The sequence below is a fragment of the Desulfobacter hydrogenophilus genome, from assembly GCF_004319545.1.
Lineage (GTDB): Bacteria > Desulfobacterota > Desulfobacteria > Desulfobacterales > Desulfobacteraceae > Desulfobacter > Desulfobacter hydrogenophilus.
On the sequence record NZ_CP036313.1, the window covers coordinates 1,924,465 to 1,938,175 of the forward strand.

The 13,711-nt window shown below is 45.6% G+C and carries 12 protein-coding genes; 6 read left to right on the plus strand and 6 right to left on the minus strand.

Going from position 1 to position 13,711, the window contains the following annotated elements:
• Positions 1-43 precede the first annotated feature (43 nt).
• Positions 44-493: a DUF6399 domain-containing protein gene (locus EYB58_RS08335; RefSeq protein WP_111952539.1), complete on the plus strand. Its 450-nt coding sequence runs from the start codon at positions 44-46 to the stop codon at positions 491-493.
• Between the two features lie 21 nt (positions 494-514).
• Here the strand turns inward: EYB58_RS08335 and EYB58_RS08340 are convergent, their stop codons facing one another.
• Positions 515-796 carry a helix-turn-helix domain-containing protein gene (locus tag EYB58_RS08340; RefSeq protein WP_111952541.1) on the minus strand — a complete coding sequence of 94 codons (282 nt, stop codon included), beginning with the start codon at positions 794-796 and terminating at the stop codon, positions 515-517.
• Positions 797-924: 128 nt separating this feature from the next.
• Here EYB58_RS08340 and EYB58_RS08345 point away from each other — a divergent pair, with 128 nt between their 5' ends.
• Positions 925-1,866, plus strand: a complete 942-nt coding sequence (locus tag EYB58_RS08345) for an ATP-binding protein (protein WP_242637597.1) — start codon at positions 925-927, stop codon at positions 1,864-1,866.
• Between the two features lie 27 nt (positions 1,867-1,893).
• Here the strand turns inward: EYB58_RS08345 and EYB58_RS08350 are convergent, their stop codons facing one another.
• Complete coding sequence (locus EYB58_RS08350) at positions 1,894-2,799, minus strand: ADP-ribosylglycohydrolase family protein (RefSeq protein ID WP_111952543.1); 906 nt, start codon at positions 2,797-2,799, stop codon at positions 1,894-1,896.
• A 521-nt stretch (positions 2,800-3,320) separates the two neighbouring features.
• Between EYB58_RS08350 and EYB58_RS08355 the strand changes: the two genes are divergently transcribed.
• The 4 genes from EYB58_RS08355 (at position 3,321) to EYB58_RS08370 (ending at position 7,161) form a co-directional block, all read left to right on the plus strand.
• Entirely contained in the window at positions 3,321-4,622 is a 1,302-nt protein-coding gene (locus tag EYB58_RS08355; protein ID WP_111952545.1) for a tetratricopeptide repeat protein, read from the plus strand.
• Positions 4,623-4,708: 86 nt separating this feature from the next.
• Positions 4,709-5,770: an AI-2E family transporter gene (locus EYB58_RS08360; protein ID WP_111952547.1), complete on the plus strand. Its 1,062-nt coding sequence runs from the start codon at positions 4,709-4,711 to the stop codon at positions 5,768-5,770.
• 114 nt (positions 5,771-5,884) lie between these two features.
• A complete protein-coding gene (locus EYB58_RS08365; RefSeq protein WP_111952549.1) occupies positions 5,885-6,745 on the plus strand; it encodes a damage-control phosphatase ARMT1 family protein in 861 nt (286 codons plus the stop codon).
• A gap of 50 nt (positions 6,746-6,795) precedes the next feature.
• Entirely contained in the window at positions 6,796-7,161 is a 366-nt protein-coding gene (locus tag EYB58_RS08370) for a DUF362 domain-containing protein (protein ID WP_111952551.1), read from the plus strand.
• 7 nt (positions 7,162-7,168) lie between these two features.
• On the opposite strand, the gene EYB58_RS08375 is transcribed toward EYB58_RS08370, so the two are convergent.
• The 4 genes from EYB58_RS08375 to EYB58_RS08390 form a co-directional block, all read right to left on the minus strand.
• Positions 7,169-8,533, minus strand: a complete 1,365-nt coding sequence (locus EYB58_RS08375) for a glycerate kinase type-2 family protein (protein ID WP_111952553.1) — start codon at positions 8,531-8,533, stop codon at positions 7,169-7,171.
• A gap of 30 nt (positions 8,534-8,563) precedes the next feature.
• A complete protein-coding gene (locus EYB58_RS08380) occupies positions 8,564-9,766 on the minus strand; it encodes a putative sulfate/molybdate transporter (protein WP_111952555.1) in 1,203 nt (400 codons plus the stop codon).
• A 216-nt stretch (positions 9,767-9,982) separates the two neighbouring features.
• Positions 9,983-11,692: a hypothetical protein gene (locus tag EYB58_RS08385; protein WP_111952557.1), complete on the minus strand. Its 1,710-nt coding sequence runs from the start codon at positions 11,690-11,692 to the stop codon at positions 9,983-9,985.
• A complete protein-coding gene (locus EYB58_RS08390) occupies positions 11,676-13,700 on the minus strand; it encodes a DUF342 domain-containing protein (RefSeq protein WP_111952559.1) in 2,025 nt (674 codons plus the stop codon). Before EYB58_RS08390 ends, EYB58_RS08385 begins: the two co-directional genes overlap by 17 nt.
• Between the last annotated feature and the right edge of the window lie 11 nt (positions 13,701-13,711).

Genomic DNA, 13,711 nt, shown 5'->3' on the forward strand with positions numbered 1-13,711 from the left:
TTTTTGCAACAGAGCCGTTTTGACTGATGACCAACGCGAATTAATGCACAACCGGTTGATTCCGGGCTTTTACCTCCACAAAGTTGCCCAAAAGGAGACGGACCCCGAAAAAAGAGGGAAAATTCGACAAAAATCACAGGAATTACTTTCAGTTTTGAAGGACAAAACCGGGCCTCTTTCCGGATTTGATGATTGTGAAATCGACTTCATGGTAAGAACTGCCAAGGAGTGTGCTGGACTTTTTCAAAGATCAAGTTCCTGTGTAGAAGGACGAAATGCTCAACTATCTTTGCATCACCATGGAATGCACCGCCTGAGTGATCGAAAAATGAAGGGTTTGACAGTAATTCATAACTTCCATTTAAAAAGGCCTGACGGGACCACCGCGGCAGAACGATTTTTTGAAAACAAACCGATCAACATGTTTGAATGGCTTGTTGAAAATATGCCTTTACCTGCAAGGCCAAGAAGTAGAATAAAGATGGTGAGTTAGTGATAATGGCCGATCTTATGATCAACCCCCAAAATGGAGAGCCTGAATCAGGATATGTAAAAATTTAACCCCTGCCGGGCTCTCAAAAAAAGAGACCATGGACGGATCCGCATCAATTCGGTTCATACGGTTCAGCCAATTTTGGAGCGTCGTACGGGGAACACCGTTATCTTTAGCAAACTCCCGCTGGCTGAGTTTTTCTTTGTGGGTTTGAAAATCAATAATTTTCATGGAGACGTCGTCTCTATCCCACCTCTTTTTCAGATTTGCTTTTTGAGAAGACTCAGAGTATGTAATGGTCATGCTCGGTCTGTTGTTCCTTTATTTAGAATAGTTTTTGTTGGCGCAATATCTATTCTCAGACCGGGCTATTTTTGTCTATCTATTTTTCTCATAAATTTATTTTCTTTTGCTACCCCGTGGCCCATCTTATGATCAAGCCCGAACTGCATAAGCTGAAAAACTGGAAATCATGGCTGAAGGGAATTTATGACAAGGAAGGCATCCCGCCATCAATACTTGTTACAGGCAGCGCCAGGTTAGATACTTATAAAAAAGTGGGTGATTCCTTGGCAGGGCGATTTTTCCAATTTAGGTTGCACCCTTTGGATCTTAAAGAAATCAACACTTATTTGAAACCAGACGACCTTGAAATTGAGCTGGACAAACTTTTATCGATTGGCGGCTTTCCTGAACCTTTTTTAAATGGAACAACCCGTTTTTATAACCGTTGGAAAAAATCTCATCTTGATATCATTTTAAAACAAGATCTCATTGACCTTGAGAATGTTCAGCAGATCACTCAGATTGAAACGTTGATTCAATTGTTAAAACACCGGGTGGGAAGCCCAATTTCATATAGTTCCCTGGCCCAGGATCTGCAATGTTCAGACAAAACAGTAAAAAGGTGGTTAACGATACTTGAAAACATGTATGTGCTTTTTAAGGTACCTCCCTTTCATAAAAATATCGCCAGGGCTATTCAAAAAGCGCCTAAATTTTACTTTTATGATACGGGGCAGGTTATAGGTGAGCAGGGTGTTAAGCTGGAAAATGCCGTAGCATGCGCCATTCAAAAAGAGTTGCATTTCCGGGAGGATTGCCTGGGTGAAGAAGGAAAGCTGTATTATGTGAAAAATAAGGATGGCAAAAAAATTGATTTCTGTATTTCAAAAAACAACACTCCTTCCCTGTTAGTAGAGGTTAAATGGAACGACAATAACTTGAGCCCAAATTTTGATTTATTTAAAAAATTTTTCCCTGAAATAAAAATGGTCCAAGTTTCTAAAAAACTTAACAGGGAAAAGACTTTTCCAAACGGGGCAGACACCAGGCTTGCATCAAAATGGTTGTCAAAATTAACCTTATCCTGACAATTCAACAGGCACAGAAAAGAATTGCTAAACGATTTTTTCCAGGCAGGCGCTGATGGTTTCTTTCTGGTTCAATCCTTCTGCCCACTCCCGGGTTTTGTCATCCAGTCCTCTGTAAGCGGCCAGCACCATGGCCACTATCGCGGCCCGGGCGGCATTGTCCCCGCCGGCCATGACCGATTGAATGGCAGCGCCGGAGAGATCGTTCTCATGTCTGGTAATGACCTGAACGATGCCTGGAAAGGCGTCAAGGATCGAACAGGACTGACCGAACCGGATAATCGTCGGAACGCTTTCCTGATCAGCCGCGTCCAACCCCTGTTGGGTCCACATTGAAATTGGAGAATCCGAAAAACGACCTTGGGAAAGGCTTTTCATGGCTTCAGAAGGCGGTGTTCCCTTGAGGCATTCCACAACCAGCAGTGAAAAGAAAACCGCCGCGTCAACGGTATTTGTATCCTTGTGGGTCATTTGGGTCTGGGTCCTGGCTGCTTCAATCAATTGATCAGGATGATTGTACAGGCTTAAAATCAACGGGGGGATTCTTGCTGCCCCGGCAATATCATTGGACAGGGAGCCACAGTCAAAGGGCCCTTTTTTTTTGACGATATTTTTTAATGTGGTTTTTGTCGCTGAATCAAAATACCCGTTGTAGTTTTCAAAAAAGACCTTCCACTGCTCAAAAAAATCATTGAGATCAAAGCGGCCTGAATTTGCTACGGATTTGAGTAGAACCAGGGTCTGATCCCCATAATGGGTGAAATCACCTTTCTTTTTGGTGGGATGGTAAGAGTCCAGACCGGGTGCCATTAATTGATCTACAACGCCGTGATCTGATTTGATTGTTTCTGCATCATAAATCCAGTGGACCCCAAGTGCCAGAGAATCTGCTGCCAGGGATGCTTTGACCATGGCCCGTGCATTGTCTTTCATTATTTCTGCCTCCTTTTCGCTTTTTGTGATCACTGTTCACTATCAAAGATTTAAAACGAACTGAAAAATATTTTGGATTAGTGTTTTCTTTGCTGTTTATCTTGTTGCTTAATATCGGCTTTTTAAAAAGATATCTTCTATGGTTTCAGAAATGACAGCTGATGTAAATAACAAAAGTCGTATTCTTCGCATGAAAAGGGGGAGGGGAGCGCGGGCCAAGCAAATTATTGCCGAAAAGGGTATTTTAAGGGAATATGACCGAATAATTTAAAAAAATAAATAAAATCACGTGATGCAAAGACCTAACCGGACATCACTGTAACGGAATGTAACAGGATGATCTGCCGATGATCAAATGTTGATCAATTTGACCGACCCTGTTACGCTGAAAATAATTTTAAAATATCCATGCAGAAAACCTTGGGACCGCTTGCCCATTAAATGCCGGGATATCATCAATGCCAAGGTGTTGCTGACTCTTCCGGAAGGGGCATCAATGAAGGAAAGAAAAGCATTTTTATATGAAAAAGGCAGCAAAGGACGATTTCGAACATATTTTTCAGAAATCATACATCAGTCACAAGTCGGGCAAATTTTTCGAGGCGGAAAAAGGCTACAGGAAAATCCTGGAGATGAAACCGGAGTGGGGGGCGCCGATGAGTGCGCTCGGAATTCTGTACCTGGATCAGAACCGGCCGGAGAAAGCCAAACCGTTATTTGAAAAAGCAGCCGGTCTCACCCCACCGGATTTGTCTGCATGTTATCAATTGGGCCGGTTGAAACAGATGGAAAATGATCATCAAGGTGCCATCCCTTTATATCAGCAGATGCTTGAACAGCAGCCCGAGGCCGGCCTGATATGGAATAATTTGGGCGTGGCTTACCGGGAAACGGGGAAACCGGATGATGCAATGGAAAGTTTTCGTGCGTCTGTCCGGTTTGCGCCTGAAATGGCTGAAGCATGGAACAATCTGGGTGTGACCCTGGATGAGCAAGGTCAGGTAGAGCAGGCGTTAAACGCATATCAAAAGGCCATTGAAATTCAGCCGGATTATGTCTCCCCCCACTTGAATATCGGAATCATGCTTCAAAAACTCGAACGGTTCAAAGAAGCCGAAACCCATTACCGGAAGGTGCTTGAAAGTCAGCCGCAAAATGAAATCGCACAATTCATGCTCCAGAGCATCTGCGGGGGGGATACCCCGCCTGATGCCGCACCGGTGGCCCATGTTCGCAGTATTTTTAACCAGTGTGCCCAAAATTTTGAATCCATTTTGGTTGAAAAACTGGAATATAAAACCCCGGAACTTCTGTTCCATATGGTGCGTCCCTATCTAACCGAAAATATGGAGATCCTGGATCTTGGCTGCGGCACAGGGCTGGGTGCCGTGCTGTACCAGCCGTTTGCAAAAAGCCTGACCGGTGTCGACATATCGGAAAAGATGCTCGAAAAAGCGGCTGAAAAGAAACTTTACAGCTGCCTGGAGGTATTTGATATTCTGCAGGCATGGGTGTTTCCTGTAAAATTTGATCTTATTTACAGCTCTGATGTCTTTGTCTATTTCGGAGATTTGGAACAAATTATCAAATCAGCAGCAGCATCCCTTGCGCCGGGTGGGAAACTTGCATTTTCAGTGGAAAAATTAAAAGACAATTTAAAAAGTTATGAGCTTTATCCCAGCGGTCGGTATGCACATTCCCAAAAATATATTCAGACCTGTCTGAACCGGCATGGATTCAAACCACTGGCATTGGACAGCACGGATATCCGGAAGCAGTCCGGGGCGCCGGTTAAGGGCTTTTTGATTGTGGCGGAAAAATAAGAAGAGATACAAACAAGTTGTTGATTTCAAAATGTTGTACTGATAGGAGAGGGCGTTAAAAACATCTTTATTGGAGGCAAATTTTCATGAATCGAGATCTGATCCATCCCTCATTTTTATTATTGCTGGTGTTTTTTATTTCAGCCGTTTTTCTTGTCATGATAAAATCTTTTCTCATGGCTATTCTGCTGGCGGGCATTTTTTCAGCCCTGGCCTATCCGTTGTACCAGCGGCTTAATAAATGGCTGAAGGGCAGACAGGCCGCAGCCTCCGGGATCACCATCATGATTATTATTTTTATTGTTCTTCTTCCCTTAAGTGGTCTTCTCGGCATTGTAACCAGCCAGGCCATTAAAGTGAGCCAGACAGCAACACCCTGGGTCCAGAAACAATTATCTTCGCCCATAGCCATTTCCCAGTGGCTGGAAGATTTGCCGTTTTATGAACACATAGCCCCCTACAGGGAAACTATCTACACCAAGGCCGGGGAACTGGTCGGTGCCGCAAGTCAGTTTTTTGTCAACGGGCTTCAGGCCGCCACCATGGGCACAATCAATTTTATATTTATGGTGGCCATTCTTTTGTACACCATGTTTTTTTTCCTCATAGACGGAGATCTGCTATTAGAGAAAATCCTATTTTACATGCCCCTGGAGGATAAGGATGAAAGACGGCTTCTTGACCGGTTTACCTCTGTGGCGCGCGCCACGATCAAGGGAACGGTCATCATCGGTGTTGTTCAGGGCGGGGCATCCGGCATTGCGTTTGCCGTGGTCGGCATCCACAGTTCTGTTTTCTGGGGTGCTGTCATGACAGTTATGTCCATTATACCCGGCATTGGGACCGCCTTGATATGGATTCCGGCAGGCCTCTGGCTGGCCGTCCAGGGCATGTGGTTCAAAGCCGGCGCTCTGATTGTCTTCTGCGGGCTGATCGTGGGAAGTGTTGACAATCTTTTGCGGCCCCGGCTTGTGGGTAAAGACACGGAAATGCACGATCTTTTGATTTTATTTTCCACCCTTGGCGGCATTGCCATGTTCGGTATTATCGGCATCATCATCGGTCCGATTATTGCCGCATTGTTTGTCACCATCTGGGATATTTACGGCGTTGTGTTTAAGGATATCCTGCCTAAGGTTGGATCGTAAGGGCACCTGTCAGATAAAAAGTTATTTAATCTGTGGTCCTTCCTAAGAAATGCATTTAATATTCAAAAGATTATTTTGAACGGTCAATAGCAATATATGGAATAAAGGAAAATTATGAGACACGAATGTTATTTCTGTCATATAAGGACAATTGAAAAACTTATTGATAAGTTTAAACCTGATGAAAAAGTTGCAGAAAAATTTATTTTTTCAGTCCACAAACTTATTGAATCTAATCGGGAACTTCCGAACCCCCAATTGGCAACTGAAATTCACCGCATGGCCAAGGTTCATCTTAGCAATACGAACCTATATGCCGAAGAAAAATTAAAGGCCAATGATATCCTTCTAAAAGAATACCCATATTGGGAAACTATAGTGAATGAAAGCGAAAATCCTTTTTTTACAGCGGCAAAACTGTCGGTTATCGGCAATATAATTGATTATGGCGCCCAAAGTGTTAATGACGACATCTCGAATCAGATTGAATCTTTTTTCCATAAAAATTTAAAAATTGACATGACGCCGGAATTAAAAAATGAAATCAATAAAGCTAAAAATATTTTGTACCTAGGCGATAATTGTGGTGAAATAGTTTTTGATAAATTATTTATTGAAACAATGAAGCATCAAAACATTACGTTTGCTGTACGGGGAAAACCTGTCATTAACGACGCAACACTTGAAGATGCGAATCAAGTAGGCATTGATAAAGTTTGCAGGGTTATTTCCAATGGTTATGATGCGCCTTCAACACTTATTGAATTTTGTTCAGATGAATTTGTAGAAGCATATAATAATGCTGATCTTATCATATCCAAAGGGCAGGGCAATTTTGAAGGTCTTATGGAAAGTTCCCATCCAAATCAATTTTTTCTGTTAATTGCAAAATGTTACCCAATAGCAGATTTACTGGGTGTGAATAAAAATGATATGGTCATTTTAAAATCAGTTTTAGGCCCGCGAGCCTTATGATAACGAGACGTACATAAAATTATAAAATTAAGAAAAGGAGACAGATATAAATGCCATGGATAAATAAAGAGTCGTGTACGGGATGCGGAATATGCGTTGATGAATGCCCTGCCGGGGCAATTTGTATGGAAAACGACATTGCGTTTATAAATGACGACGAATGTATTCGATGTGGCATTTGTCACGATGTATGCCCGGAGGATGCTGCGCGTCATGACGGAGAGCGAATCCCTGAAGATGTGCAATCAAATTTAGCTTACGCCAAAAAGTTGTTAGCGCATGAATATTATGCCAATGATAATACAAAGCAAAAGCAGCTTATCGAACGTTTAAAACGCTTTTATACTAAACATAAAAAAGTGGCGGAAAAAACCATTGAGCAGCTTGAAGTTCTGAAGAACACGGAATACCTATAATAAGCTATTATTTTATAATAAGGATTTGAAGGTCACACACATTGGTGTTGGTAGGGCCGGGTTTAAACAGATGCCCTGCCGTATCAAAGTAGGTGTATGAATCATTTTGGACCAGGTATTCACTGATATCCAGACCTGCTTTTTTTCCTGCTTCCAGCACGGTCTGGGATGCAAATGCCCCGGCCGCATCCGTGGGGCCGTCATTGCCGTCCGTGGCCCCGGAAAGAAAGAATATGTTTTCAATTCCGGTCGGGCCGGCTTCAAGTTCCTGAAGAAAGGACAGGGCCATTTCCTGGTTCCGGCCACCTTTACCGTTCCCCTTTATGGTCACCGTGGTTTCTCCACCGGCAAGCACGCAGGCCGGACGTTGGGGAGGCAGGCTGCCAAGGGCGATATCCTGGGCCATGCCGGAAAAGACCCGGGCAATTTCCCGGGCTTCGCCGGTAATCCGGGAGCTTAACACCCGGGTATTGTAACCAAGGGTTTCCGCCTCTTGCCGGGCGGCATTCAGGGCAGATAAATTATTGCCTAAAAGAATGTTGTGAACCTTTGAAAAAATTTTATCATCACTGATCTGATTTTTGGCTGTTTTTTGCAGGGCACCGGATTCAAGCACCTTTGCCACCCTTGCCGGTAGCCTGGATGACAATTTGTATTTTTTGATAATGCCAAGGGCCTGGGCAAAAGTGGTGCCATCCGGTGCTGTGGGACCCGAGGCAATGGCGCTAAGGTCATCTCCCACCACATCGGAAAGGATCATATTCACGGATGTGGCAGGGTACATGTGCCGGGCCAATTTTCCGCCCTTGATGCCGGACAGCTGTTTTCTCACACGATTGATTTCGTTTATGCCGGCGCCGCAGGCCAGCAGAAGTTCAGTGGTTTTCTGTTTGTCTGCAAGGGTGATAGCTGCATCCCTGCATTCCCCCGGACAGGCAAGAAGGGCGGAACCGCCTCCGGAAATTAGATTGATGAACAGAGTGGTTTCATCTCCTTTTGATGCAATCTTAATGATCTGCTGTGCTGCCGAACGGCTGTTCTCGTCCGGGACCGGGTGACCTGCTTCAATGATTTCAATTTTGTTTAAGGTGTCGGTGTGCCCTTTTTTAACTGAAATGAGCCCTCCGGACAGCTTCGACCCAAGGATTTCTTCCATTGCCCTTGCCATGGGTGCTGTGGCCTTGCCTGCGCCAAGCACATATATATTTTCAAATTTGTCCAAGGACAGGTGCATATTTTGGTTGTCAAGACGGATATTAAGGGTGTTGTTGTCCAGGCTTACCCTTGACTGTACCATGGCGTAAGGGTTCACTCGTTTGATTGCTGCCTGGTATATGGCTTTCAGATCAGAAAATGGTTGTGAAGGATTCATGGCTTTTTCCTTTCAGCCTTGGCGGGTGGGTTAAATTGGGACGCGTCTTATTCCGTATGCCAGAATAATTCCGAAAATAGCCCCTATGGCCAGGTTGGCGGCAAGAGTTAAGGCGACGATGGTCACAATGACAAATAATTCATTTCTGGTGTGCATGTCGCTGATGGTCAGGGCAAGCTGGCCTCCGGCAAATACCAGCAATACGCCTAGGATGGACATGGGGATCAGAAAAAGCACATAAATAAATCCTGCCCCCAGAACCAGGGCAAGGCCTGCCATGATTCCGCCGATGATCAGATTTGAACCTGCGGTTTTGGCGCCGAACCGGTAGTGGGCGGCAAGACCGCCTGCCCCGTGGCACATGGGCATGCCCCCGAAAATAAAGCTTAAAAGATTACCGGCAGCCATGGAAAAGCACAATGCCGTGTAGGTCATTTTTTCGGCATTGTCTCCAAAATAGTCCTTTGAAAGATCGGCCTGGGCGATTACCGCATTGCCCAGGGTCATGGGTAGCTGGGGCAGAACCACGGCAAACAAGGCAAAGGTGAAGTCCGGCAAGGCAGGAAATCCATGGGGGAAAAGGTGGGGAAAATACAGGCCCGGTTTAAGGGTGTTAATGCCCTGTTTCGTGCCCAGAATCAGGCCGAATAACAGGCCTAGGGCAATCACGATAAGGGCGGCCGGCAGTTTTTTATTGTTTAAAAAGACCAGGGTAACAACGATTCCGCAAATGCCGATAATCAGGGTGATGGGAATAAAACCTGCGGACTGAATCGTAAGGTAGGGTTCCGCGACCTGCTCAGCCCCTTTAAGTAGGGCTTTGCCCAGGATCATTTTCATCCCCTTGACCATGAGCAGAAGTCCTGTGGATAACTGGATACCCCGGATTACGGATCGCGGGATGTATTTCCCGAATTTGTCCATGGACCCTGTGGCGCCGATCACCACAAGGCAGAGAAACATGAGAAATGCAGATGCCTGGATCTGGGGCGCTGTCATAGCAGTGGCAATGGCATAGGTGCCGATCACCTTCATGGGTTCCACCGGTACGGTGATGCCGTAATACACACCGCTGGCAATATAGAAGACGCCCATGGAAAAAAACAGCCCTACGGGGTCAAGGCCGTTGACCAGGATCATACCAAGTGCTATGGGCAGGATGGTGCCAAGATCCCCCATGGCGCCTGCAAATTCGTTTCGGTTAAATAGGTATCTGGGTTGCCGGGTTTCCATATAGCTTTCCGTGCCCATTTTAATAAGTTTTTAAATTATTTTCATGCGTTGTTGTGGGTTGATTCTTGCAAACCCATGGTTGTTATATCAAAATTTTAATCTGCGGTCCTAAATTACTTTATGCTTTGTTGTGGGGGGCAGTCTCGGTGTCATTCGATCAGATCAACCCATGGCGGTTAAATGACCAGTGGTTTATTGCCCAACAAAGCTCGGGCCTCAGGCCGGAGACCTGGGCTTTTCCAGGAGATCCGCCAGTAGCTTTTTTGCTTTTTGAATATAAGACACCGGCAGAAGGTCTTTCATGGCCTTGTCGTCTGCAAAGTGCATAAGCATGGCCTGGGCAAAGTACCTGTTACTCCTAAAAAATTGGGTAAAATGGGGAGCCTTGGGCCTGGGTTTGGAAATGACATAGGTATCAAAAAATATTCGGTAAAATTCCCTTTGGGGCCGGTAGTGGACGGCAAACGCCTGGAGCCGTTTATTGATTTCGGGAATGGCGTCTTTGGGCGGGACTTTTTTATCGGCATATTCTTCAAGGGTAAAAAAACTTTTTTCCATAAGTGCGGCACGTATACTGACCATGATTTCCAGGTCCGTATCATGGGTCACTTCACAGATCATGTCACAAAGGTTTAAGGTCGCTTCTAAAGATTTAAAGTCGGTTTTAAAAAGTAAAGAGATATAAGCTTCTTTTACCTCCTTTTTTTCATCCGTAAGCCGGGATTCGTCCAGAGCAAGGTTTTCAATGGCCCGCCGGATTTCAAACAACGCCCTTTCCACCTGCCCCAGGCCGGCACTGCTGTTATCCTCTTCCATGAACACCCGGTTCATTTTGTTTACAAGCCCCTTGAAAAATAGCTGGAAAAGATCATTCACCGGGGGCTGGAATGCCGGGTTCTGGGTAAATTCCCGGCAGAACTGTGTAATGTGGGGCACGCTAAACAGGATATTCATTCTGTGCCGCAGGGCGGAAACAGCTGTCTGATGAGGTATGTCTTCCTTTTCAAGCGCTTTGGGCCATACGTCGAAAAATAGCCACAGCATATTTTGCCTGAGCTGGGAAAATGTATCGCCGATGATGGATCTGGAAGGAATGTCCAGAATTTGACTCAACCTATAAGCCCTCGTCAGGAATCGGTCCATCTTTTTTAATATACCATAGATGGCGGCATCCAGCTTTTCCATGGAGCTGAAGTACTCTTTTTTGTTTTCTTGGCTGGTTACGGTCCGAGCACGGGTATAAAGCAGTTTGGTGAACATTTCATTGTAACTGGTGATTTCATGCCGGGATTTACTGGTAATGGAGCCCAGGGTTGTTTTTTCCATGCTCGGCAGCCTGGCACCGGCCAGACGGCAGATCAGGTCTGCGTCATTAATATCTTCGATATATTCAAACCATGGCTTGTCCTGGGCCAGGCTGAAAATAAGCCCTTTCAGGGTGTTGGCGACAAGACGCTTATAATCTCTGCCTGCCGTGCTTTGTTTAATAATGGACTGCATATCAGGGTTCAGCAGGCTGTCGTCCTGGTTTTCCAGATTGGATTGTGCCAGGTGAAAATAGGTAATGATGATATTTGTGGTGAGCAGTTCAATGGTGGTTCTATTATCTGCCTCCTGGATGTCCTCCTGGGAAATGCTGACCCCTATATCAAATGAGACCGCAGGCAGATCCTGGATCAGCAGCTTAAACAGCGTATAAAGTTCCTCGATATGCTGGTCCGGCAGCACAAATTGGGCCTTCCTCATCTCTTCAAGGAAAAATCGGGTAATTCTTTTGATGGGGACAAGGGGATAACCGCGCTCGTCTTCGGCGTATTTTTTTACAGGCGTTAGGCCTTCACCCCCCCGGCGCATGATTTCCGGCATGTCATTGGTATATAGCCTGTCCCGGAAAGCCCGGATTTTATTTTCATTTAGTATTGTCAACGATGTCTATTCCCAATGCAGTGTCTTCCTCTGTGGCGATAAGGGTTTGAAGAATTTTTACATTATTTCTGACCTCAATTATTTCCATGGATACATCCGGGCCGTTTATCATGGTTCCCGGAATGACCTGGCCTGAGACAACCGCCTGGGCGACCCCCGGATTGCGTTGCTGCCACTGGGTGAAATTGTTTTGTTCGCTTTTCAATTTTTCAAGGGTACTTTCCAGCCGGCTCCATTCAGCCTGGAATTTTCTTCTCTGACTTTTTCCCTTTTCAATACGGTCAAGCAGTTGGTTCAGCTCTCTGTCCAACCGCATCAGCAAATGGTTGTTCACCTGTATTTGGGATTTGAGTCCACGTGTGGTGGGATCTCCTGGGTTTTTTGACAGCAAAAAGTTTTCGTGTCTTGCCCTGTCGATTTCGTGAACCAGTCCCAACGTATTTGTTGTGTCACGCAAAATGTCTTCGGACAGGGAATCCAGCTTTTCATTGATGCGTTCCTGCTCGTCCATCGTGTGTTCAATCCGGTCCTGGATATTTTTCAGTTCCCGGGCAGTGAAGGTGTCAACACCAAACGTAACGGTGTTGGGCACGGATTTCTCGGTACCCAGGTGCTGGGTAAAAAGCCCTTTGTTGCAGGTGATGTCCGAAGAGATGATTTCTCCTCTTTTGATGATTACCGCACCGGAGGTGATGATCCGGCTATCCATAATTTCTTTGTCCACGGTGAGGTTGCCCAGGCAGTAAATAGTGGAGTTCTGCACAAATTTTATGCTGACATTGCCCCGGGCATATACACTGCCGCCGATCATCCCGTTGAGAACTGTGACATCTCCTGAGGCCCGGATTTTTCCGCCGTCCACCGTGCCGACACGGACCACATGTCCCACGGCTTTAAATCCGGCCTTGAGTGTACCTTTGATGACGATATCTCCGTCATAGTCAATGTGCCCGGTTTCGAAATTGACATCATTGGGCGCAGTAAAGGCATGGCTTACCTGAATTTTGTTAGATCGGTCAAGAGTCGGTGTGCCGCTGATTTCGGCATAGAGTTCAAGGCCGTCGGAAGAGCGGACAACCCCTGTGCCGTATTTCAGGGCCATGTCTGCCGCGGCAGGAACGGAAAGAACCTGGTCAAAGATATTTTTCCCCTCACCGGCTTCAGTCATGGGAAATTTTTTTGCCAGCAGACTTCCTTTTTTCACCCAGGGAATGGGGCCTCTGTCTTTGAAATCAATGTTGCCATCTTCGTCAATATCCCCGGCCTTGAGATGGTCTGTTTCAAAAAAATATTCGATCCTGGCATCCTTGCCCGGTACCGTATCCGTTCCCTGCGCCACCCGGAACGGCTTGGTTTTGAATCCAGAGGAATTTATGAATTTCTCCACTGCAGAGGATTCAACCAGACCGTAAACGATGCCGTTATCCTCCAGTTGTTCAATGATTTTTGCGGCAGCCACCGTGTCTTTAAACTTATCTGTTTTTCTTATAAATGCCGCCATACCGGAGGCATCCACTTTCAGCATTACGCCGCAGTCAAGTTCTTTGTCCATGGCGTAATCTGTCTGTTGAGGCTCAGGCGTTGCCGCAGACTTGGATGGCCGGGCCGTCCCCTGGGGGGCCTGTTCTCTTTGAAGCTGCTGCCTGATCTGCTGGTACTGTTCCTGGTTAAGTATCTGGGTTTGTATCCATATTTTACAGAGAAGCTCTGGTTGTTTCCTTTTCGCAAGTTTGTTTGTCTGCCGGGTCATCTCCGCATGGAATTGTTCTTTGCTGACAATACCTAGGTCAACGGCACAATTTCCGAATACCTGATTCTTCTGGATGGTTTTTAACGCAGCATAACTGGCCAGAAGCGCTTTCATCTGTTTGTCGGTAAGAATATTTTCTTTTTCAAAATAGTTTTTTAACGCAAGATCAAGGTTGTCTGCGTCACGACATGCTTCTATCGCTTGTGCGCACTGAGTTTTTGTAATGAATTTTTTTTGTATGGCTAGTTTTTCTAGCATATAGATCGTCG